Annotated in this window: 14 protein-coding genes; 6 read left to right on the top strand and 8 right to left on the bottom strand. The window is 70.2% G+C overall.

The features are described from left to right. Positions 1 to 27 precede the first annotated feature (27 nt). Positions 28 to 1,914: a cell division protein PerM gene (locus OG452_RS12870; protein ID WP_327299608.1), complete on the bottom strand. Its 1,887-nt coding sequence runs from the start codon at positions 1,912 to 1,914 to the stop codon at positions 28 to 30. 148 nt (positions 1,915 to 2,062) lie between these two features. On the opposite strand from OG452_RS12870, the gene OG452_RS12875 reads away from it, so the two are divergent. Continuing rightward, positions 2,063 to 3,157, top strand: a complete 1,095-nt coding sequence (locus OG452_RS12875) for a DNA-directed RNA polymerase sigma-70 factor (RefSeq protein WP_327295773.1) — start codon at positions 2,063 to 2,065, stop codon at positions 3,155 to 3,157. A gap of 218 nt (positions 3,158 to 3,375) precedes the next feature. Here the strand turns inward: OG452_RS12875 and sucD are convergent, their stop codons facing one another. The 6 genes from sucD to OG452_RS12905 form a co-directional block, all read right to left on the bottom strand. Further along, positions 3,376 to 4,296: a succinate--CoA ligase subunit alpha gene (sucD, locus tag OG452_RS12880; protein WP_327295774.1), complete on the bottom strand. Its 921-nt coding sequence runs from the start codon at positions 4,294 to 4,296 to the stop codon at positions 3,376 to 3,378. A 20-nt stretch (positions 4,297 to 4,316) separates the two neighbouring features. Next, entirely contained in the window at positions 4,317 to 5,492 is a 1,176-nt protein-coding gene (gene sucC / locus OG452_RS12885; RefSeq protein ID WP_327295775.1) for an ADP-forming succinate--CoA ligase subunit beta, read from the bottom strand. 291 nt (positions 5,493 to 5,783) lie between these two features. Then, on the bottom strand, positions 5,784 to 6,689 hold the full coding sequence (locus OG452_RS12890) for a hypothetical protein (RefSeq protein ID WP_327295776.1): 906 nt from the start codon (positions 6,687 to 6,689) through the stop codon (positions 5,784 to 5,786). A 1,202-nt stretch (positions 6,690 to 7,891) separates the two neighbouring features. Then, the gene (locus OG452_RS12895; protein WP_327295777.1) at positions 7,892 to 9,052 is read right to left on the bottom strand and encodes a VWA domain-containing protein; all 1,161 of its coding nucleotides are present in this window, start codon (positions 9,050 to 9,052) and stop codon (positions 7,892 to 7,894) included. A 361-nt stretch (positions 9,053 to 9,413) separates the two neighbouring features. Then, positions 9,414 to 11,984: a DUF5682 family protein gene (locus OG452_RS12900; RefSeq protein WP_327295778.1), complete on the bottom strand. Its 2,571-nt coding sequence runs from the start codon at positions 11,982 to 11,984 to the stop codon at positions 9,414 to 9,416. After that, a complete protein-coding gene (locus tag OG452_RS12905) occupies positions 11,981 to 13,084 on the bottom strand; it encodes an ATP-binding protein (protein WP_327295779.1) in 1,104 nt (367 codons plus the stop codon). Before OG452_RS12905 ends, OG452_RS12900 begins: the two co-directional genes overlap by 4 nt. A 118-nt stretch (positions 13,085 to 13,202) precedes the next feature. Between OG452_RS12905 and OG452_RS12910 the strand changes: the two genes are divergently transcribed. From OG452_RS12910 to OG452_RS12920, 3 genes are all read left to right on the top strand, one after another. Beyond that, complete coding sequence (locus OG452_RS12910; protein WP_327295780.1) at positions 13,203 to 14,594, top strand: SWIM zinc finger family protein; 1,392 nt, start codon at positions 13,203 to 13,205, stop codon at positions 14,592 to 14,594. Positions 14,595 to 14,783: 189 nt separating this feature from the next. Continuing rightward, positions 14,784 to 16,400 carry a DUF5691 domain-containing protein gene (locus OG452_RS12915; RefSeq protein WP_327295781.1) on the top strand — a complete coding sequence of 539 codons (1,617 nt, stop codon included), beginning with the start codon at positions 14,784 to 14,786 and terminating at the stop codon, positions 16,398 to 16,400. Positions 16,401 to 17,083: 683 nt separating this feature from the next. Next, entirely contained in the window at positions 17,084 to 18,298 is a 1,215-nt protein-coding gene (locus OG452_RS12920) for an IS110 family transposase (RefSeq protein ID WP_327295782.1), read from the top strand. A gap of 321 nt (positions 18,299 to 18,619) precedes the next feature. Here OG452_RS12920 and OG452_RS12925 read toward each other — a convergent pair whose 3' ends face one another. Next, the gene (locus OG452_RS12925) at positions 18,620 to 19,033 is read right to left on the bottom strand and encodes a cobalamin B12-binding domain-containing protein (protein ID WP_327295783.1); all 414 of its coding nucleotides are present in this window, start codon (positions 19,031 to 19,033) and stop codon (positions 18,620 to 18,622) included. Between the two features lie 352 nt (positions 19,034 to 19,385). Here OG452_RS12925 and OG452_RS12930 point away from each other — a divergent pair, with 352 nt between their 5' ends. Together OG452_RS12930 and OG452_RS12935 are read left to right on the top strand one after the other, a co-directional pair. After that, positions 19,386 to 20,384, top strand: coding sequence for an esterase/lipase family protein (locus tag OG452_RS12930; RefSeq protein WP_327295784.1), 999 nt, complete (start codon positions 19,386 to 19,388; stop codon positions 20,382 to 20,384). 364 nt (positions 20,385 to 20,748) lie between these two features. Beyond that, positions 20,749 to 22,203 carry a M23 family metallopeptidase gene (locus OG452_RS12935; protein WP_442810152.1) on the top strand — a complete coding sequence of 485 codons (1,455 nt, stop codon included), beginning with the start codon at positions 20,749 to 20,751 and terminating at the stop codon, positions 22,201 to 22,203. Positions 22,204 to 22,222 lie beyond the last annotated feature (19 nt).

The following is a 22,222-nucleotide window of genomic DNA, read 5'->3' on the forward strand; positions in this document are numbered from 1 at the left end:
GCCAGGTGAGGGGGCGGGCAGGCAGCGTCAGTCCTCGTCGGCGTAGCGCATCGGCGGCCAGATGTCGGGCCCGGCCCCGGCCGGCTGGGACGGAAGGCCGCTCTTGCTCTTGCTGTCGGCGGCACTCTCAGCCGCCCCGGCATCTTCCCCGGAGTCCGAGCCCATGGGCCCCTCGGCCTCGCCGGTATCTCCGGTATCTCGGGCCTCTCCGGTCTCTCCGGTCTCTCGGGGTTCTGCCGCCTCCCCGGACGAGAGTGATGACGCGGGAGAATCCGGAGACGCGGGAGATTCGGTCAGCACATCAGTCGGCACGGATTCGATCGGCACGGATTCGGTCGGCAGGGACTCGGACAGCACGGATTCGGCCGGCACGGGTTCGGCCGGCACGGATGACGAGCGTCTGTCCTGCTCATCCGTGAGGGGGAACTTCGCCAACAGCCTCCCGGAGTACGCCCGCAGCGCAGCCCACCTCCCCACCCCTGCTCCGCTGTCCGCTCCGTCGCCCTTCCTGCTGTCGTCCCCGCTGTCGTACGCCTCCGGTTCCGCCACGGCCGGAACTTGCACAGGAGCGTTGACAGGAGCCGGGGCTTTCGCAGGGGTCGGGGCGTTCACCGGCACCGCGACGTCCACGGCGGACATCACCAGGGCGGCCCTGCTGCTCCGCAGCGCCCACCAGCGCCGGAGCAGTGCCGCTGGTAGTCCCGCCCCCAGGGTCCAGGCGAGGGTGGCCACGCTCGTCTGCCACCACACCGGGCCGAAGGACGTCAGCCTCCCGGTGCCGAGCGGGCCGCCGGACAGCGCAGCCAGAACGGCCATGGCCGCCGCACAGACGACAGCCGCCGACAGCACCATGAGCACGGTCACGCCGAGGGTGCCGGCCCGGTCGTCCTCCCGTACCCGGGTCACGAACCAGCCGACGACGGCACCAGCAGCCAGCGGCACACCCACGACAGCCCAGTTCAGCGGTGAACCGCCTCCGGGGCCCGGCAGAGCGGCCAACAGCGGGAAGTAGGGCAGCGCGGCGTTGCCGGTCACCATGAGTGGCGTCACAGCGGAACCGGTGCCGAGGGTGAAGCCGGGACCGAGCGCGTACGAAGCACCCCACAGCGCCGCGTTCGGTACGAGCGCGACGGCCAGCAGCAGGACCGTGAAGCGCCCCGACGACGCGCCGGTCAGCCGCAGGAACGACTCCTGCGCGGCGCCCCCGTGCCACACCAGCGAACCGCCGACCAGCAGCGCGCCCCCGCCGGCCAGCACCGCGGCCCCGGCGGCACCGGCCCGGAGGGCGGTCGGCACCCGATGCGCGAGGGCGCGGCGTACGTCGGCGGAAAGCACCCTGCCACCGGGCACCCGCATACGCCCCCAGCCGCTGAACGGCTCGCGCGGGAAGACGCGCGCCCGCCACACGCCCACCGCGGCCGCGGCACCGGCGACGAGTGGCAGATGCCACAGCGCGCTCAGCGGTACGACGGAAAGCGGCCCGCCCGACGCGTACGCCGTGACAGCGGCGGCCACCAGCAGATAGCCACCGGGCACCGCGCACAGAGCGCCCGGCACCGATGGCCCTGGGCGGCCGTTCGCGGGGTCGAGCGCGTCACGCGCGGCCCGCTGGACCAGCCAGACGGGCAGGACGACCAGCAACATCGGCACCACGCCCAGCGGGGCAGGCACACCGGAAGCGGTGTCCTGCCTGGTCAGCTCCGTGCCATGGGCCAGCAGCCACAGCGCGGCGGTGACATGCAGTGCACCGCCCGGCCCGCTGTCGGGATAGGGCGAGCTGATCCACAGCAGCATCACCAGCACGGTGAGCGAGCCGAGTCCGAGCGCCGCCGCGAGCACGCCTCGCAGCACGCAGTCGGCCAGCACGGCGGATCGGCTCCGCACGGGGGCGAGCGACGGACGGCGGGCGGTCATCTGGGTCACGCGGGCCATGCTGCCAACGACACGCGCTTTCGCCGCGTAACAGGCAAAGACCGGTCGTGTCACTCAATATACGTTTTATGTACTTTTCGGACTCGTATCCGGCCATGAGCAGCGCCGTGAGCAGCGCCGGGGGCACCTCATGACGGAACTGCGCTCCCCGAAGAAGCGGCGCCGAGCACGGCGCGAGGCGAAGTCACCGAGCGTCGGGCAGGCAGCAGAGGACCGGCGCGAAGCAGCAGCACCACCAGAAGCGGCACCCGCACCGGACCCGCCGGAGGCGCCAGCGGAACAAACAACACAGGAAGTACCGAAAGCACAGGGAACGCAGGGAGCAGAGGAAGAGAAGGAAGCAGGACAGGAAGCACAGGAAGCACAGGGTTCTGGAGCCCCGCAGGCCGCAGCCGACGTCTCACCGGACCCCGAACAGCCGCCCGATGTCACCCCCGCCGAGGCCTTCGACATGCTCTACGCGCGGGCCGCGCCCGGGCTCGTACACCAGACGTATCTGCTCACCGGCCGCCACCGGCTCGCCAGGGAGTCGGTCGAGCGCGCGTTCCACCTGGCGTGGCAGATGTGGCCGGAGGTCGCGACGGACCGCGACCCGGCGGGCTGGGTACGCGCTGCGGCGTACGAGTACGCGATGTCGCCCTGGCACCGGCCGAACCGCAGGCGCAGCCGTCGAGACCGCCGGGCCACCGATCCCGCAGAGCTGCCGCTGCGGGACGCCGTACTCCGCCTCCCGCCCGCCTACCGGCGCACCCTGCTGCTCTACGACGGGCTCGGCCTCGACCTCCCCGAGACCGCGGCCGAGACAGAGGCGAGCACACCGGCGGCCGCGAACCGGCTCCTGTACGCGCGGGCCGCCGTGGCCCGCGCCCTGCCCGATCTGGAAGAACCCGGGCTGCTCCAGGAACAGCTGGGCCCCCTCACCCTGGCCGGCCCCGGAGTCACCCTCCCGGAGCCCCGCACGGTACGGACGGGGAGCGAGCGGCGGACCCGGTTCTGGACGCGGTTCACCATAGGCTGCGCCGTTCTGCTCACGGCCCTGACGGCGTTCACCCTGGCCACGGCCCCGACCCATTACGCACGGCCGACCGGCCCGCCGCAACGCGTGGAGGGTGTCCCGCCGCGAGGGGGCCCGCAGCGGCTGACCGCCGAGGACAAGAAGCTGCACCAGCGACTCCGGGCCGTCCCGGCGAACGGCCCGGAACGCCTGGTACCGCAACTGCGCTAGCCCGGAGCCGACCCGTCCCGGGCTCCCGCTCGGCCAAGTCCAGCCAGAAGCGCTCTGTCGCGCAAACACGAGAGCGGGCCCGTACCCCCTGAAACCAGGAGGAACGGGCCCGCTTCGCAGTGCTGGGACTGTCAGTACTGGAACCGCCGTCAGTACTGGAACCGCTGTCAGTACTGGAACTGCTGTCAGTACTGGAACTGCTGGAAGAGCCGGGTCCGCTACGCGCCGGCGAGGATCGCCCGGGCGAGCTTGGCCGTCTCGGTCGGCGTCTTGCCGACCTTGACACCCGCAGCCTCGAGCGCTTCCTTCTTCGCCTGGGCGGTGCCGGAGGAGCCGGAGACGATGGCGCCGGCGTGGCCCATGGTCTTGCCCTCGGGCGCCGTGAAGCCCGCGACGTAGCCGACGACCGGCTTCGTCACGTTCTTCGCGATGTAGTCGGCCGCACGCTCCTCGGCGTCGCCACCGATCTCACCGATCATCACGATGAGGTCGGTCTCGGGGTCCGCCTCGAACGCCGCGAGGGCGTCGATGTGCGTCGTACCGATGACCGGGTCGCCACCGATGCCGACGGCAGACGAGAAGCCGATGTCGCGCAGCTCGTACATCATCTGGTAGGTCAGCGTGCCCGACTTGGAGACGAGACCGATACGGCCGGGCTTGGTGATGTCACCCGGGATGATGCCGGCGTTGGACTGACCGGGGGTGATCAGGCCGGGGCAGTTCGGGCCGATGATCCGGGTCTTGTCGCCCTTGGACTTGGCGTACGCGTAGAACGCGGCCGAGTCGTGGACGGCGATGCCCTCGGTGATGACGACGGCGAGCGGGATCTCGGCGTCGATGGCCTCGACGACGGCGGCCTTCGAGAAGGCCGGCGGCACGAAGAGGACCGAGACGTCTGCGCCGGTCTTCTCGATGGCCTCGGCGACCGTGCCGAACACGGGGACGTCGATGCGGGCACCTCCCTGGCCATCAGGGCCTTGGGGGACGTCGAACTCGACCGAGGTGCCTGCCTTGCGGGGGTTGACGCCGCCGACGATGTTGGTGCCGTCAGCGAGCATGAGCTTGGTGTGCTTCATGCCGGTGGCGCCGGTCATCCCCTGGACGATGACCTTGCTTTCCTTGGTCAGGAAAATAGCCATGGTGTTGGTGACCTGTTCCCTTACTTCGCAGCCGCGAGCTCGGCGGCCTTGTCGGCCGCGCCGTCCATGGTGTCCACACGCTGCACGAGCGGGTGGTTGGCGTCCGACAGGATCTTGCGACCCAGCTCCGCGTTGTTGCCGTCGAGGCGGACGACCAGCGGCTTGGTGACCGCCTCGCCCTTCGACTTGAGGAGCTCAAGCGCCTGCACGATGCCGTTGGCGACCTCGTCGCACGCGGTGATACCGCCGAAGACGTTGACGAACACGGACTTGACGTCCGGGTCGCCGAGGATGATCTCCAGGCCGTTCGCCATGACCTCGGCGGAGGCGCCGCCACCGATGTCGAGGAAGTTGGCGGGCTTCACGTTGCTGTGCTTCTCACCGGCGTACGCGACGACGTCGAGGGTGCTCATGACGAGCCCCGCGCCGTTGCCGATGATGCCGACCTCACCGTCGAGCTTGACGTAGTTGAGGTTCTTGGCCTTGGCAGCAGCCTCGAGCGGGTTGGCTGCTGCCTTGTCCTCGAGAGCCTCGTGGTCGGGCTGGCGGAAGTCGGCGTTCTCGTCGAGCGAGACCTTGCCGTCAAGGGCGATGATCTTGCCGTCGCCGGACTTGATCAGCGGGTTGACCTCAACGAGGAGCGCGTCCTCCTTGATGAAGACGGTCCACAGCTTCTGCAACACGTCGGCGACCTGGCCGGCGATCTCGGCCGGGAACTTCGCCGCAGCAACGATCTCGGCGGCCTTCTCCGGGGTGCAGCCCTCGTTGGCGTCGACCGGGATCTTGGCCAGCGCGTCGGGGTTCTCCTCCGCGACGACCTCGATCTCCACGCCGCCCTCGACGGAGGCCATGGCGAGGAAGGTGCGGTTGGTGCGGTCGAGGAGGAAGGAGACGTAGTACTCCTCCGCGATGTCCGCTGTCTCGGCCAGCATGACCCTCTGGACCGTGTGGCCCTTGATGTCCATGCCCAGAATGGCGTCGGCCTTCGCCACGGCGTCGGCCGGGTCGGAGGCAAGCTTCACGCCGCCGGCCTTGCCACGGCCGCCGACCTTGACCTGCGCCTTGACGACGGCCTTGCCGCCCAGACGCTCGGTCACCTCGCGCGCCGCCTCAGGCGTGTCGATGACTTCACCGGCCAGCACCGGTACACCGTGCTTGGCGAAGAGGTCCCTCGCCTGGTACTCGAACAGGTCCACGCGCGTCCGTCTCCCTTTGCTTTAAATCGTCGTCGCAGTAGTGATCGCGGTTACTTGTCTGCGTGGGCGTGCCGCGAAGGGCAACGTGACTGCGCTGTCACTAGGGAGGCGTAGACGGTGTCCGAGTACGCGGCATGTCCGTCTCGCAGGTTATCCCCGTGGGTGCCGGGTCCCTAAATCGCAGATCACACCTGCGCGGTGATTACGGTCACAGGCCCCCGGCGCGGACCGGGCGGCCCCCCTGCACTGAGGAACCGCCCGGTGAGCTGCGCCGACGCGCTCAGGGAGCGGTCAGGAGAGCGGCGAAGCGCCGGTGGTGAGCGCGTCCGCCAAGTCGCCCGGGGTGACCGATTCCACAGCGGCTGACGCACCGGAAACAGCGTGTCCGACCACCGGACGCGCGTGCCGGGCCACCGTGGTGCCGAGGCTGTGGACAGAGCTCCGGGTCGCGGTCCGGGCCGCGCTCTGGGCCATGCTCTGGGCCAAGGGCTTCACCTGCACCTGGGCGGTCGGCGGAATGGATTCGGTGACTGTGCCTCCCATCGGTACCGCTGCGCCGTGGGCCATGAGGTCGTGGGCCGGGATGTCGTGGGCCGTGAGGTCGCGGGCCGTGAGGTCGCGGGCCGTGCCGATCGCATCGGTGGCCTGGCCGATGACCTGGCCGGCGGCCTCGGAGTACCCGGGAATCTGGTCGATCGGACCGAAGAGGTAGTCGATCGCGTCAACACCTTCGCCCCCGTCGACCCCGATCTCATCGACGGACGAGGCGGAGGGGGCAGAGGGGAGGGAGGAGGCGACAGAATCCACCGCTGCCTCCGAGCCGCTGTTCACCACACCCGTGACGGCGTGAGCGGCGTGAACGACATGCGCGGCGTGAACGACGCGCAGGCCGTGTGCAACGTGAGCGGCCTGCGCGACATGAGCGACGTGAGAGGCGGCATGAGCGATGTGGTCCACATCGGTCACGTGTCCCGCGTGAGCGATGTCCTTGGCGTGACCGACTGCGCCTTCAACATCCTGACCTTCGACACCCCGGATGTCGGCTGTGATGTCGGCTGTGATGTCGGGGGCAGCGTCAGGCGCCGTGTGCGGTACGGACACGGGCAGTTCGGCCGCGCCGGCAGCCGCTGCGCCCAACGCCCACGCCCCGGATGCGGTGGCAGCGACAGCTATGGAACGACGGATGTTCTTGTTCATGCTGGTGTCAGATCCTTCGAATTCGACGGTCCGGAAACCGGAGGTCTCCGGCTGGCGGGCAGACCTGTTCCGCCCCCGCGCGGCAGGTACAAGGCGGGAACGGCCTGCCCTATCCGGGGAATTCGAGGATTTCGCGTGCTCTCTCGCGGGTGGGCGCACCGGCGTCGGGCAGCGCTGCGCCGCGTAGCAGCGCGAACCTGGCGCCGCTACCGTCGGGTGCCGCACAGAGCGCGACGCCGCCCGATCCGGACCCCTCAGCGGTCTGTCTGGCGGGACCCGTCAGACCCAGGGGGACCCTGAGGCCACAAAGCTGCTGCCCCGGCAGATCCCCACAACGGACCCCGGGACCCGGCTCCCTGATCTCGCGGTACGAGTACATCGCGGCCGCCGAGTTCCGAACCGGGCCCGAGACCACCCCGCGCCGATCGGACCCGGACCGCTGACCGACAGCTACCGCCCGGTGGTGAGCAGTAGCCCACTCCGCGACCTGCCGCTCAGGGGCCGTGTGCCTCGACAGCTCCGGGGCGGTGGACGCCGGTGGACGCTCACTCGTCCACATCGGTACGGCGGACTCCAGCGCCCCGGTCAGCTGTCGGGCCGGCCGGACCGCCGGCTCGGCGAACCGCCCCACGTCAGACACGGACGCGGACGCCGGCACTGGGTACGGAGCCGGGACGCCCGCCCGGGCTGGAGCTGGGCCCTGGGCCTGGCTTGGAGCGGCGGCCGTATCCGCATCGGTTCGCGCCCGATGTGCACCGGCTCGTACCTGCTGTCCGGCCTGATGGGTCGCGCGCCGGCCCTCGGCGCCGACCGCACCGTCACTGGCCTTCGCCTCAGGCGCAGTTGCGCTGTTCCGTGCCACGGGTGCGGTTGTCCCTGGCGGGTCGGCCGCGTGCGCCTGGCCCCCGCACAGGAAGCCGAGTGCGAGCAGGCCGCCGAGAAACAGCATCACCTGGACCGAGTGCCGTCCCGCCACCATGCGCACGGCGCGCGGGGCTGCGGGAAGGGGAGCAGCGGCGGAATTCAGGATGAGCAACGGCCTTCGCTTGTACAGGCGTACGTGGATGTACTTGCCAGTGCGTTCTCGTTCAGGCGTAGTCCTACCGGCCGGGCGCCAGAACACCCCGAACAACCAGAACGGTCCCCTCTATGGGTGACGGAACGATGTTTGCACAAGCATCAGGGGGTCGCGCAAGCCCCTGTCACTGATGCGGCGCCATGTCCGGTATGGGCAGGGCCCTTCGCTCGATCGCCGCCGCCATGACGTCCGGGAAGAGGTCGGGCGTACAGGCGAACACGGGTGCTCCCAGAGCGGCCAGCGCCTCCGCGTGGGCGTGGTCGTACGCGGGCGCTCCCTCGTCGGACAGAGCGAGCAGCGTGACGAACTGGGTGCCCGACGCCTTCATCGCCGCGACCCGCTTCAGCATTTCTTCCCGTATGCCTCCCTCGTAGAGGTCGCTGATCAGGACGACGACCGTGTCGGTCGGCCGGGTGATCTGCGACTGGCAGTACGCCAGAGCCCGGTTGATGTCGGTACCACCGCCGAGTTGCGTACCGAAGAGGACATCGACCGGATCATCGATTTGATCCGTCAGATCGACAACGGCCGTGTCGAAGACAACGAGGCGGGTGGAGATGGACCGCATCGAAGCGAGAACCGCGCCGAACACCGACGCATAGACCACCGAGGCGGCCATCGAGCCCGACTGGTCGACGCAGAGGATGACGTCCTTCTTCACCGACTGTGCGGCGTGACCGTAGCCGATGAGCCGCTCCGGAACGACCGTGCCGTACTCGGGCAGATAGTTCTTCAAGTTGGCGCGGATGGTGCGGCCCCAGTCGATGTCCCGGTGGCGCGGTCTGCTGATCCTCGCGGAACGGTCCAGTGCCCCGGTGACGGTGGCCCGGGTCCTCGTCGCGAGCCGCTTCTCCAACTCGTCGACCACCTTGCGGACCACGGTGCGCGCTGTCTCCCGGGTCGTTTCGGGCATCGCTTTGTTGAGCGAGAGCAGCGTCCCGACCAGGTGCACGTCCGCCTCGACGGCTTCCAGCATCTCCGGCTCCAGCAACAGCGCCGACAGACCGATCCGTTCGATGGCGTCGCGCTGCATCACCTGGACGACGGAGCTCGGAAAGTACGTACGGATGTCGCCCAGCCAGCGCGCGACGGACGGCGCGGAGGCCCCGAGCCCCGCCGGCCGGTCGCCGCTGCGCCCGCCTCCCTTCTTTCCCTTGCCGTACAGCGCACTGAGCGCCGCGTCCATCGCTGCGTCCCGGCCTCCGAGTGAGACCCCGGTGGTCTCTGCCGCATCGCCCCCGAGAACGAGCCGCCAGCGCCGCAGCCGTTCATCCACCCCGTTCATCCGCCCGCCCTCATCAGATCGTTGACGCCCGGGCTTTCAACGCCTCGGCCGTCGTTTCCCGGCCCCACATCACTGCAACCGCAACCGCTGCCCCTGCCGCAACCGCTGTTGCACCTCCTCCTGCCACAGACATCACCGTCCAGCCCATCGGCGCAGTGACCCCCAGCGCAATCACCATCAGCACGGGGGACCACTACGACAACAGGGACCAGCAGCACGGGGACCACCCCCACAGGGCCCATCAACACAGAGACCATCAGCAGCCGGTCCGCACTCGCCCCAGCGGTCAGCACCCGGCCCGCCACCACCATGGCCGGTCCCATCGCTCCCACAGCTCCGGTCCCATCCGGCCGGCGGGCCGTCAGCGGACAGCGGACCCACCGCCCCCGATGAGCAGCCGCAGTACCGGCAGGACCGCGTCCGCACCCTCCGCGTCGAGCGCGGCCCCGAACCCGGGCGCCGACTCCTCAGCCCGGCCGCCCGGCCCTCCACCGGCCGCACCCCCACCACGGGCCCCCCTGGCTCCACCAGCCACACTGGCCCCACCTGTCCCAGTGCCGCGCCTGACGAGCTCGCCGAGCGTGCGGCGTGCCCCCGGCTCGTACGCCGAGAACGTACGGCGCAGCAACGGCAGTACGCCGGTGAACGCCTCCGGCGCCACACCCGCCAGCCATGCGTCGACCAGCCCGAGCAACCGCTCGTCGTGGACCAGGAGCGTCCCCGCCCCGGACGCCCCGCCCACGAAGCCCTCGATCCAGGCGGCCGCATCAGCGGGCGGCGCACCCGGTGACAGAGCGAGGCCCATCAGCCGGGCTGTCTCGTCCTCGGCAAGCTGTCCGTCGTCGAGCAGGAGTCGGACGGCCCGCCCGCGTATCAGCCCGGCGACGGAGTCCCGTCCGGACAGTCTGCGCAGCACCTCGCTCCACCGCTCACGCAGCCCTGCGGCATCCGGCAGCAGTCCGATCGCGGTATGGACCCCCTCCAGATGGCCCCGCATCTCGTTCGCGCCATCCGTATCCAGTCCCGTACAGGCCGGCGGCAGACCGACGCAGATCCGCTCGGCCAGGCCCGCGGCGACCTCGCCGAGCGCCGCCGTACCCGTGGAGCGCACATCTCCGTACCGCAGCGAACGGGCCAGCGCGGGCAGCGCACCGGCGAGATGGCCGACGTCGGTGTCGAGCGCGGCGCGGTCGGCCAGGACCTGCATCACCACCGGGAGCGCATCGGGCAGTTCAGCCAGCAGGCACTGCTCGGCCAGTGCGGTGACGGAGGCGAGCGCGGTCGCGGACACGGCCTGCGACTCGGCTCTGGCGGTGGCGGCGGAGAGCACGGTCGTACCCCACATCCCGGCCTCCGCGATCCGCAGGGACAGCTCCGGCTCCCAGCGGAGCCGCCAGCTCTCCCGGAAGGTGCCCGTACTCGCCCGGCCCCGGCCCGGCTCACCCCAGCCGACCCCGAGAAGCCTCAACCGGTGCAACAGCCGGGACCGTGCAGCGTCGGTCTCCTTGCGCAGATCGAGGTCCAGGTCCCGATCCACTGCCTCCGGTCTGAGCCGCAGCGTGCGCTGGGCCCGGGTCAGATCGCGCTGGAGCGGCACGGCAGGGGCGGCGTCCGGGACCTCTCCGAGCTCCTCGCCGACTACCAGCCGCTCCTGGACGAGCATGAGCGGTACGTCGGAGCCTTCGCACATTACCGCCCTCACGGCATCGGTCGTCTCCGTCAGCCCGGGCAGCGGGCGCCCGCGCAGGGCGGCGAGTGTCCCCGCGAGCCGCACCGCTTCGATGACATGGGCGGAGGAGACCATCCGGTCCTCGTCCCGCAGCAGCCGGGCGACCTTGGTCATCCAGCGCTCCACCGGGCGGTCGTCGGCACTGAACAGATGCCCGTACCAGCCGGGCGACTCGATTCCGGCTCCGTATCCGCTGTGCCGGGCGAGCCTCCGGTGCGTCCAGGGCACCCAGGTCGTCTCGGCCTTCACCTTGGGCAGCGAGTTGAGCAGGGCACGGTCAGCCGCAACGGTGGTCTTCACAGTCAGGGCAGGGACGTGCCAGGCGCCGCAGACCACCGCGACCGGGCCGCTGAATTCCTTCCGGGCCGCACGCAGTTGGATCCTCATGAAGGCCTCGCGCACCCGGTCCCGGGGAAATCCCGCGTCGCCGTAGGTCTCGCGGAGGACCTCCATGGCTTCGGCGAGTGCGGCGAACGGCGCGAGGGGGTCCTTCCCCGAGCCGTCATCGCCAGGACCGCCGGCATCGCCGGGACCGCCGGGACCACTGAGGCGGCTGGGGCGGCTGGGGCCCCGGTGCTCGACGACGTCTTCCCACCAGCGCTCGGCGTCGTCGTACCCGGCGGTTTCGGCCAGCACGCCGATCGGGTCGATCCGTACCGCAGCAGGAGACCGCAGGGGCCCGCTGTCTCCGGCGTGTCCGGCCTCCCCCTCCGCCCCCTCGCCGGGCTCCGAGGCGGACTGCTCCCCGGGTTCCTCCTCGGCCATCGCAAGGGAGTGCGCCGCAGGCAGATCGATGAATCGGACCGGCACCCCGTGGCGCTGTGACCAGCGGATCGCCACCCACTCCGGCGAGAACTCCGCCAGGGGCCAGAATGCCGCCCGGCCCGGATCGCCCACCACATGGGCGAGCAGTGCGACGGGTGGCCTCATCTCCGTGTCCGCGGCGAGCGGCAGCAAGGCGTCGCCCTCGGGTGGCCCCTCGATCAGCACGGCGTCGGGTCCCACGGCGTCCAGCGCGGCCAGCACGGCACGGGCCGAACCGGGGCCGTGGTGCCGCACACCGAGCAGCAGAGGATCGGCCGCCACAGAGCACGTGGCGGGCGCGGACGGTGTGACGGGGGCCGAAGGAGCGCCCTGCCCGGACGGTGCGGACTGCCGCACCGAGGGCGCCCCGGAGACGGGACAAGCCGTGGAGCCGGTCATACCGAGACCTCCCGGCAGGCCCGGTAGAAGTCCTTCCAGCCGTCCCGTTCCCGCACCACGGTCTCCAGATACTCCTGCCAGACAACCCGGTCGGCCGCCGGATCGCGTACGACCGCGCCCAGCAGACCGGCGGCGACATCGGCCGACCGGAGCACCCCGTCGCCGAAGTGCGCTGCCAGCGCAAGCCCGTTGGTGACGACGGAGATCGCCTCGGCTGTGGAGAGAGTGCCCGACGGGGACTTGACCTTTGTCCGCCCGTCAGCGGTGACCCCACCGCGCAACTCACGGAAGACGGTCACCACCCGGCGGATCTCGTCCATCCCTTCGGGCGCGGCAGGAAGATCGAGCGAACGGCCGATCTGATCGACGCGCCTTGAGACGATGTCGACCTCCGCATCAGCGGTGGAAGGCAGCGGCAGAACCACCGTGTTGAATCGTCGGCGCAGCGCACTGGACAGCTCATTGACTCCGCGGTCGCGGTCGTTGGCCGTGGCGATCAGATTGAATCCGCGGACTGCCTGCGTCTCCTCGCCCAGCTCCGGGATGGGCAGCATCTTTTCGGACAGGATCGTGATCAGGGTGTCCTGCACATCGGCGGGGATCCGGGTCAGTTCCTCGACGCGTGCGGTCATGCCCTCCGCCATGGCCCGCATGACGGGGCTGGGCACCAGGGCGTCACGGCTGGGTCCATGGGCCAGCAGCTGCGCGTAGTTCCAGCCGTATCTGATCGCTTCCTCGGGGGTCCCCGCCGTGCCCTGGACGAGCAGGGTCGAGTCCCCGCTCACGGCCGCCGCGAGGTGCTCGGAGACCCAGGTCTTGGCGGTGCCGGGGACCCCGAGCAGCAGCAGCGCACGGTCGGTCGCGAGCGTGGTTACAGCGACTTCGACGATGCGGCGCGGTCCGACGTATTTGGGGGTGATCACCGTGCCGTCCGCCAGCGTGCCGCCCTGGAGGTAGGTGGCCACGGCCCACGGCGAGAGCTTCCAGCGCTCGGGGCGCGGACGGTCGTCCGCAGCGGCAAGTGCCGTGAGTTCGTGGGCGAATGCGTCCTCGGCGTGCGGCCTCAGAACCTCTGCACCAGGGTTTTCGGACGTGGTCATGGATCCCCCTCCAGATCGTTCGACCGGATGTGGTCACCACCGTGCACCATGGCACTGACAATCGGCCGTCTCCGCAGCTCACGGCCGTTTGTCAGTGGCGGCACGTACCTTCGGAGCCATGAATCAGCAGGGGGTTCTGCAGGAGGTTCGGCAGGCGGTGCGCTGGTCTGCGGACCAAGTACTGGCACTGGCTCCTGACGCGGCGTCACGCAAGGCGGGGAGCAGGCTCGGCGCATCGTCCGGGTCGTGGTCGGAAGCGGGGTGGTCGGACGGCTCGGGCGCCGTGTGGGGGCTGTGCAGCGGGAGCGGTGGCAAGCCGTACCGGACAGTCGTCGACACAGCGGGGGTGGCGTACAAGTGCAGTTGCCCCAGCCGGAAGTTTCCGTGCAAGCACGCGCTGGGTCTGCTGCTGCTCTGGGCGGCTGCGGACGAGGCGGTGAAAGACACACCGACGCCGCCGGAGTGGGCCGGCGAGTGGATCCAAGGCCGCAGGGCGGACCGGCCTGAGGACCGTTCGGCGGGTGGTCCTGGTTCCGGTCCTGGGAAGGCGGTGGATCCCGAAGCGGCCAGGCGGCGGGCGGAGCGCCGCGCCGAGCGGGTCACCGCGGGCGCCACGGAGCTGGAACAGCGCCTCGACGACCTGCTGCGGAGAGGTCTGGCGGGGGCGGAGCAGGCAGGGTATGCGCTGTGGGAGGAGACAGCGGCCCGCATGGTCGACGCACAGGCTCCCGGACTTGCCTCCCGTGTACGGGAGTTGTCCGCCATTCCGTCGTCCGGCCAGGGCTGGCCGGTGCGCCTGCTGGAGGAGTGCGCGATGCTGCATCTGCTGGACAGGGCCTGGCTCGGACGTGAGCTGCTGCCGGAGGCGCTGGCCACGACGGTCCGTACCCGCGTCGGTCTGCCGGTATCAGCCGAGGGCCCGCCGGTCCGGGACAGGTGGCTGGTTCTCTCGCAGCAGGACTCCGCCGACGGAAAACTCACCACTCGCCGCATCTGGTTGCACGGAAGCCGGTCGGGGCGAACAGCACAGCTGCTGGACTTCGGTGCGGCGGGCAGAGCGCCAGGGGTGGCTCTGCCCGTGGGCCTGACGCTGGATGCGGACCTGATGCCGTATCCCGGTTCGGGTCAGCTACGGGCCGCGCTCGGCGAGCGGTTCGGCCCTCCGGGACGGTCGGACGGCCCACCCGAGGGGATATCGACCGGCGCCGCCCTCCGCGCGTACGGACAGGCCCTGCGCGACGACCCCTGGCTCGGTTCCTGGCCGGCGACCCTGTCTTCCGTCATACCGGTGCCCGGTGCCGGCGGAAGCAGCGGCTGGCAACTGGCCGACGCCGAGGGCGAGTCCGCCCTGCCCATCGCCTCGGACGCATCGGCCAGAACAGGGCTGTGGAAGCTCACCGCCCTGTCCGGTGGGAGCCCGGTCACCGTGTTCGGCGAGTGCGGACACCGAGGATTCACCCCACTGACGGCATGGACGCCAGGTACCGCCGAAGCCGTGCCGCTGACGTGACACGGCGTGGCGCCGTCTGACGCGGCCTCACGTGGCCTGGCGTGACCCGCCTGGCCCGACCGGACGTGACCTCTGGCTGACGTGACCGGCTCGGCAACGTGGCTGAGCGCCCGTCGGGCCGGGGTACTCCACCGCGCTCACATCCGCATTCATCTATACGTTCACGCATGCACGCTCACGGAGGGGCCGATGACCAGCACCCGCACCGCCGCCTGGCAAGAGCTCGTCACCTCGGCTCTGCTCGGCACCGACCGCAGGCCACCGCCGACCGGGGACCTTCCGCTGCTGGACGCGGCCGCTCTCCACACCGTACGGCGCAGGGCAGGGCTGCTTCCCGCTGCCGCAGCCGCGCCGCCCTCCCCTGCTCCGGACGATCCACGGCCCGAGCCGCCCGAGCCTGCCAGACGAAGACTGGCTCAACTGCTGGCCGACCGGCCCGGGCCCCCGGGATCGGGCGGACGGCGCGGCGCGGCACCCGACCTCACCGAGTTGCTGCCCCAGTGGCTTGCGGCGGCTCTCCGGCACGGCTACCGCGCGCCGGCCTCGCAGTTGGACGCGCTGCTCGACGCGGCTCGGGCGCGTACGGATCTGCGGCCGCACGCACTCGCCTTCGCCGGAGCACGCGGACTGTGGCTCGCCCGGCTCAATCCTGACTGGAAATTCGCGCTGCGCAGCACGTCGGGCGGCGGGGCGCTGCCCGCGCCCACCGCCACGGAGGCCGTTCAAGGCCTCTGGGAGGAAGGCCTGTTCGTCGAGCGCGTGGCACTCCTCACCTCCGTACGGGCGCATTCACCGGCAGCTGGTATCGCCCTGCTCGCCACCACATGGACCAGGGAACGAGCCGAGGACCGGCTGATGTTCCTCGACTCGTTGCGCACCGGGCTCACGGATGGGGACGAGCCCTTCCTGGAGCGAGCCCTGGCCGACCGGAGCCGCAATGTCCGCTCCACCGCGGCCGAACTGCTCTCCGCTCTGCCCACGTCCGCGCTGGCCGGGCGGATGGCGGACCGCGCGATGACGTGCGTCAGTCTGGACCTGTCCGTGGACCAGGTCCGGATCTCCGTCGAAGCGCCGCACGAGTGCGATGCGGCGATGCAGCGCGACGGCGTGTCCGCGGTCCCACCGGCCGGACGGGGCGAGCGGTCCTGGTGGCTGGGCCAACTGGTGGAGGCCACTCCGCTCGGTGTCTGGACCACCAGGCTGCGAGGCCGCACGCCCGACCGGATCGTCACACTGCCGGTGGCGGACGGCTGGGCAGAGGAACTGCACGCCGCATGGCGCCGGGCCGCAGTGCGGCAGCGGGACCCCGAATGGTCGCGAGCGCTGCTCTCGGGTCCCGGCACGACGTCCCTCGCCGAGCGCTCCGAACTGCTGGCCGCGCTACCGGACGACGAACGGGCTCGCTGGATAGCGGAGTTCATAGCCGGGCACGGGTTGTCGGAGGCGTTCCAGCTGCTGGCCGTCTGCGATGTGCCCTGGGCGGAGCCGCTGGGCCGGGCCGTGGTGGACGCGCTGGAGATCGCGCGGGATGCGGGCAGTTATCCCTGGAGCTTCAGCGGCGTCATGGGACTGGCCGAACGGTGCCTGGACCCCACCGAAGCACCACGCCTTGAGATCCTCACCGCGCTACCGGACGAAACAGAGAGGGCGTCACCGGGAGCCGGCGGCTACTGGTCGGAGGCATTCCAGCGGCTGGTCTCGACGTTGAAGCTCCGGGCTGCGATGGCCGCGGAACTGGCAGGGGAACTGGCGGAGGAACTGACAGGGGAGGCGCGCTTGGCAGAGGCGATGGAACCGACGGCTTGATGCTGCGTATCCGGTTCCCTGCACGACTCCGCGGGCGAACACCCCGCCCCCGTGAGCTCTGGGGAAAGGGTGATCCACAACCTGCCGCAGATACGACGCGACGCGACCTGACGTGCTACCGCGTTGCGCGCTCCCCAGAGCACGCAACGGCAAAGCGCGCAACCGCAAAGCTGCGGCCCTGCCCAGCGCAGCCGCCGTGCAGGGGCAGGTGTTCGCTGTGCAGGGCGCGTGATCACCGTCGCCCGTTGCGTGGTGGGCCCACCTGCGGGCGGGGGCGACAGCAGAGACCGCCCCCTGGGCGGCGGGCGTTTGCTGGGCGTCTACCGGCGGGCCCTGACTGCCGCGCCGGGTGGTCCTTGCGGCCTGCCGCCCGCTGGTCCCTGCGGCCTGCCGCCCGCTGGTCCTGGCTACCCCGTTATGTTTTTCGCGGTCCTGCAATGGGACCGCTGGCCTCCGGGTCCGGCATGACTGTTGCCCCCTGTCGAAGGCATGACCTGGGGGGTGGTGTCACCGGGCCCGGGAGGTGTTGTCGGAGACGCTGATGAGAGGTCCGGCCACCGCCCGGTCCGGCGCAATGCCGGACAGTTCGCGGGCGGCAGGTCTGCATAACGTGGATGCGCGCGTACGACACCCATGCCGAGGCCGGCACCGTGAACACCCCCTTGAGGAGAGGGAGAACAACGATGCTCGACACCACTGAGGTGGGCGTCTTCCTGGGCCTGGACGTCGGCAAGAGTGCCCATCACGGACACGGGCTGACCCCGGCCGGGAAGAAGGTCTTCGACAAGCAGCTGCCCAACAGCGAGCCGAATCTGCGGGCCGTCTTCGAGAAGCTGGCCACGAAGTTCGGCATGGTGCTGGTGATCGTGGACCAGCCCGCCTCCATCGGCGCCCTGCCCCTGGCCGTCGCCCGGGACACCGGTTGCAAAGTCGCCTACCTGCCAGGACTCGCGATGCGCCGGATCGCTGACCTGTATCCCGGCGAGGCGAAGACCGACGCCAGGGACGCGGCAGTGATCGCGGATGCCGCCCGCACCCTGCCCCACACCCTGCGCTCGCTCGAACTCGCCGACGAGATCACCGCCGAGCTCACCGTCCTGACCGGCTTCGACCAGGACCTCGCCGCCGAGGCCACCCGCACCAGCAACCGGATACGCGGCCTGCTCACCCAGTTCCACCCGTCGCTGGAGCGTGTCCTGGGCCCCCGCCTGGACCACCAGGCCGTCACCTGGCTCCTGGAACGCCACGGCTCCCCGGCCGCCCTGCGCAAAGCCGGCCGACGCCGCCTCGTCGAACTCATCCGGCCCAAGGCCCCGCGCATGGCCGCCCGGCTGATCGACGACGTCTTCGACGCCCTGGACGAGCAGACCGTGACCGTTCCCGGCACCGGCACCCTCGACATCGTGGTCCCGTCCCTGGCCCGCTCGCTCGCCGCCGTCCACGCACAGCGCCGGGCCCTGGAAGCCCAGATCAACACCCTGCTGGAGGCCCACCCTCTTTCCCCGGTCCTGACCTCGATGCCCGGCGTCGGCGTCAGGACCGCCGCAGTCCTGCTGACCACCGTCGGCGACGGCACCAACTTCCCCACCGCCGCCCACCTCGCCTCCTACGCGGGCCTCGCCCCGACAACAAAGTCGTCGGGAACCTCCATCCACGGCGAACACGCCCCACGAGGCGGAAACCGCCAGCTCAAACGGGCCATGTTCCTGTCCGCCTTCGCCTGCATGAACGCCGATCCCGCCTCCCGGACCTACTACGACAAGCAACGCGCCCGCGGAAAGACCCACACCCAAGCCCTCCTCCGCCTCGCCCGCCAACGCATCAGCGTCCTGTTCGCCATGCTCCGCGACGGAACCTTCTACGAACCCCGAACACCCACCGTTGCCCTCGCCGCATAAACCAGACCAACACCCCCGAAACCGGCAGCGCGGAATTGACGAACGACATAGAGGCACCCCCCGGGCAGCCAGGCCAGCGGTGGCAGCTCCGGACAGCCCGGGCGAAACTCTGTGGCCGGCTCTCGAACGACCGGGTGTCCCTGCCGGTCGGCCAGACGGACGGCTGGTCAGGAGGTGCCGCCAGCCAGGAAAGGGGGCAGCAGCCAGGAGGGGCGGCAGCCAAGAGGAGGAGAATCGCCCAGCCAAGAGGGGTGGCCGCCAGGAGATCGCCCAGCCAGGAGGCAGGGCAACCAGGAGGTGACCAACCAGGGAACCAGCCGGTCAGGCGCCGGCGGGCTGGCGTACGTTCGCGTGGACCCAGTCCACGATGGATGTCGTGGTCGCACCCGGGGTGAAGATCTCAGCGACGCCCAGTTGCTTCAGCGGTGCGATGTCCGCTTCGGGGATGATCCCGCCGCCGAAGACCTTGATGTCTTCGGCGTCGCGCTCCTTCAGCAGCTCAATCACCTTCGCGAAGAGCGTGTTGTGGGCGCCGGACAGGATGGAGAGCCCGATCGCGTCGGCGTCCTCCTGAATGGCGGTTCCCACGATCTGCTCGGGCGTCTGGTGGAGGCCGGTGTAGATGACCTCCATACCGGCATCCCGCAGGGCACGCGCGATGACCTTCGCCCCGCGATCGTGCCCGTCGAGACCCGGCTTGGCGACCACTACGCGGATCGGACCGACCACACCCATCACTGCCTCCATGCACGATGCGAACGAACGTGAACGAACGTTATCCACAGCATCTCGCAACCAGCCGTTTCGAGGTGGCCAGGGAGGGGGAAATCACACATGGGACACATTCACTACGCGTCACGCCCCGTGTCAGGGCGGAAATCCGGAAGTCTGCTCCGCCCCAGGCGCACCCGGGTGCCGCGTGACGGGAGCCGCAGGCGAGAGCGCCGCATTACCCGTACCATCGGCTGCACGGTGGATGGCACGGAAGCTGACATGTCCGTCATGTCAGCCAAGGACTCTTCCGTGGCACCCATGAGTGCGTGTGGGGACAAGGTCGCCTCCATACGCGGTTCGGGAGGTCGCCCCCATGAAGGTGCTGCCGGATTTCCTCTCCCCCCAATGGCTGCTGCGCCAGCTCCAGCTTTCCTCCGTGCCACTGCGCGCAACGGCCCTCGACCTCGCGATCCTGGCCGGGCATGTGCTGCTCTACCCGTCCGGCATCACGGATGAGCGTCGGATCGACCTGCCACTGGACGCACCGCCCGGCGGACCCACGGGCAGGCGAAGCGTGGACGGAAACGCGTCGACAGGGCACACCGGGCCCCCCGCAGGGTCGCCCGCGGTCGAAGCCCTCGGCGCCCCCCTCCGTAAGCCGGACGGGCGGCCACTCGGGCACCCACGCACCGGGGAGTCCACGGTCGAGCACCTCCCCCCTCCCGGCCAGGGGCACCGGCCCGTCGTACTGCTCCACGGCTTCGTGGACAACCGCTCCGTCTTCGTCCTGCTGCGCCGTTCCCTCCTGCGGCACGGGTGGCAGCACCCGGAGTCGCTCAACTACTCGCTGCTGACCTGCGACATCCGCGCGGCGGCCGAGTTGCTGGGGCAGCACATCGAGGAGATCTGCGCCCGCACGGGACACCAGGACGTCGACATCGTCGGACACAGCCTCGGTGGCCTGATCGCCCGGTACTACGTACAGCGACAAGGTGGTGACAGACGGGTGCGCACGCTCGTCACCCTTGGCACGCCGCACGAGGGAACCCAGATCGCTCTGTTGATGAGCGCCCACCCACTCGTCCGGCAGATGCTCCCCCACTCGGACGTGATCGAGGAATTGCGCGGGCCCGCGCCCGGCTGCCGAACCCGTTTCGTGAGTTTCTGGAGTGAACTCGACCATCTGATGATCCCGGTCGAGGCCGGCTGTATCGACCACCCCGACCTCATCACGACGAATGTCAGGGTCAGCGGCATCGGACACCTCGCCCTGCCGGTGCACCCGGTCGTGGCCGCCGCCATCCGGGAGGCACTCGAGTCGTCCGACGAAACCGCCACCGGTTCCCTGGAAAGCGTCATCTCGGTCGCCTGACAGTGGCCGGAAAACGCGTGGATGAACGACTGGAAGAAAAGGAAGCGAGGACGGTCAAAAGGCATTGATACGTCGAACGCTTCCCGAACGCCGGGCCAAGGCTGTGCACATAGCCCCTCGAAAGACGGCCGAATGCCCGATTCCCGGGCGTCCGCTACCTGCCGAAGATTGTCGCCGCCACGTACTGCCGGGTACAGTCGCGCCACTGCTTCCACCGGGGGTGCCCCCGACGCAGGGCCCTGCTGCCGAGGCGAGAGAGACGTTGGTGAACGACCAGCAAACCCACGCCGGGTATGTCGGAAACGACGATTACTCCGCCTCCAGCTCCACCGGTACTTTTGCCGTTGACCCGCTTTTCGGCGATATGCCGGGCAGGTACGCCCCCCAGCCGCACGAAGCACACCACCACGCAGCCCACGCAGCAGGACACAGCGGAGAGTACGACTCCACCCAGTGGGACACCGGTTCCCACGGAACTCTCGGAACTCTCGGATACGACGCGACGTATCAGCCGACCGGCCAGTGGCCGGTTCAGCCCCAGCCCCAGAGTTACGGCTATCCCACGCAGGTCGTAGCCGGTCAGGACACGGCCGGGTATGACACGACGGGCCAGTGGGATGCCAGCGCCTGGAACTCCAACGCCGGGAAAATCACTGGTCGGTTCGAGAGCGCCGACACCACCCAGCAGTGGCTCGCGCCGTCCGACGCCGCCGCCCCGTACGACACCGGTACGTACGACACCGGCCTCTACAGCACCGGCACATACGGCACTAGTGCGTACGGCAACGACACCGCTGCCCATGACGCAACCGCCTGGACATCCGTCGGTGAGGCGACTCCCCACGCGACCCAGCAGTTCGCCGCCGTCGGTCTTCCGGATGCCACCCTGCCAGAACACACCGCCGAATTCGCGGCGTTCGCCGACCAGGACGGTCTCGCGGAGTTCAGTGAGCCCGAGTTGTCTGACGAGTCGGGCCACACAGCGGGTGCCCCCTCGGACGGCACCGCTCCCACCGCATCGCTCCCCGTGCCCCACCCTGAACCCCATCCCGCCGCGCGCCGCGCCTCGGGCGGCCGGGGCGGTCGTCGCCGTACACCTGCCAAGCGTTCCGCGCTGCTGACCATTGCCGTCCCCTCCGTCTGTGTGATGGGCGTAGCCGGAGTCGCCGCCGCGACCGTCGGAGGGATCGGGGAGAGCGGCAAGGACAGCGACACGGCCACACAGGCCGCCGCTGATCCGTCGTCAGTCAAGCCGGTGGCCGCCAACAGCAAGCTGGACAGCCAGCTCGCCGACCTCAGCCACGAGGCCGACGACTTCGCCGACCGCGCGAGCCGCACGCAGGAGCGCATCGACCTGAAGCAGCGGCAGGCCACAGCGAAGAAGAAGGCCGAGGAGGAAGCCGCGCGCAAGGAGGCGGCCCGGCCGAAGTTCGTCCTGCCGGTGACGCAGAAGGGACTCAGCGCCTACTTCGGCCAGGCCGGGACCAACTGGATGTCCGTCCACACCGGTATCGACTTCCCCGTCTCCTACGGAACGCCTGTCATGGCCGCCACCGACGGCACCGTCCGTACGCAGTGGAACAGCGCCTACGGCAACATGGCGATGGTGACGTCGCCCGACGGCACCGAGACCTGGTACTGCCACCTCAGCAGTACCAAGATCCGCTCGGGGTCCGTCAAGGCGGGCGAGGTCATCGCGTACTCCGGGGACTCCGGGAACTCGACCGGACCGCATCTGCACTTCGAAGTACGGCCCCACAGCGGCGCTGCCATCGACCCGCTGCCGTGGCTCCGCAGCCACGGCCTCAACCCGACGTAAGCCGCCCGGCCCTGCCGGA

It is taken from the genome of Streptomyces sp. NBC_01197, from assembly GCF_036010505.1.
Lineage (GTDB): Bacteria > Actinomycetota > Actinomycetes > Streptomycetales > Streptomycetaceae > Streptomyces.

Bases quoted from the DNA above. Each gene is read 5' to 3' on its own strand.
- OG452_RS12870 (WP_327299608.1), bottom strand. From the start codon at position 1,914: ATGACCGCCCGCCGTCCGTCGCTCGCCCCCGTGCGGAGCCGATCCGCC.
- OG452_RS12875 (WP_327295773.1), top strand. From the start codon at position 2,063: ATGACGGAACTGCGCTCCCCGAAGAAGCGGCGCCGAGCACGGCGCGAG.
- sucD (WP_327295774.1), bottom strand. From the start codon at position 4,296: ATGGCTATTTTCCTGACCAAGGAAAGCAAGGTCATCGTCCAGGGGATG.
- OG452_RS12890 (WP_327295776.1), bottom strand. From the start codon at position 6,689: ATGAACAAGAACATCCGTCGTTCCATAGCTGTCGCTGCCACCGCATCC.
- OG452_RS12895 (WP_327295777.1), bottom strand. From the start codon at position 9,052: ATGAACGGGGTGGATGAACGGCTGCGGCGCTGGCGGCTCGTTCTCGGG.
- OG452_RS12900 (WP_327295778.1), bottom strand. From the start codon at position 11,984: ATGACCGGCTCCACGGCTTGTCCCGTCTCCGGGGCGCCCTCGGTGCGG.
- OG452_RS12905 (WP_327295779.1), bottom strand. From the start codon at position 13,084: ATGACCACGTCCGAAAACCCTGGTGCAGAGGTTCTGAGGCCGCACGCC.
- OG452_RS12910 (WP_327295780.1), top strand. From the start codon at position 13,203: ATGAATCAGCAGGGGGTTCTGCAGGAGGTTCGGCAGGCGGTGCGCTGG.
- OG452_RS12915 (WP_327295781.1), top strand. From the start codon at position 14,784: ATGACCAGCACCCGCACCGCCGCCTGGCAAGAGCTCGTCACCTCGGCT.
- OG452_RS12920 (WP_327295782.1), top strand. From the start codon at position 17,084: ATGCTCGACACCACTGAGGTGGGCGTCTTCCTGGGCCTGGACGTCGGC.
- OG452_RS12925 (WP_327295783.1), bottom strand. From the start codon at position 19,033: ATGGGTGTGGTCGGTCCGATCCGCGTAGTGGTCGCCAAGCCGGGTCTC.
- OG452_RS12930 (WP_327295784.1), top strand. From the start codon at position 19,386: ATGAAGGTGCTGCCGGATTTCCTCTCCCCCCAATGGCTGCTGCGCCAG.
- OG452_RS12935 (WP_442810152.1), top strand. From the start codon at position 20,749: ATGCCGGGCAGGTACGCCCCCCAGCCGCACGAAGCACACCACCACGCA.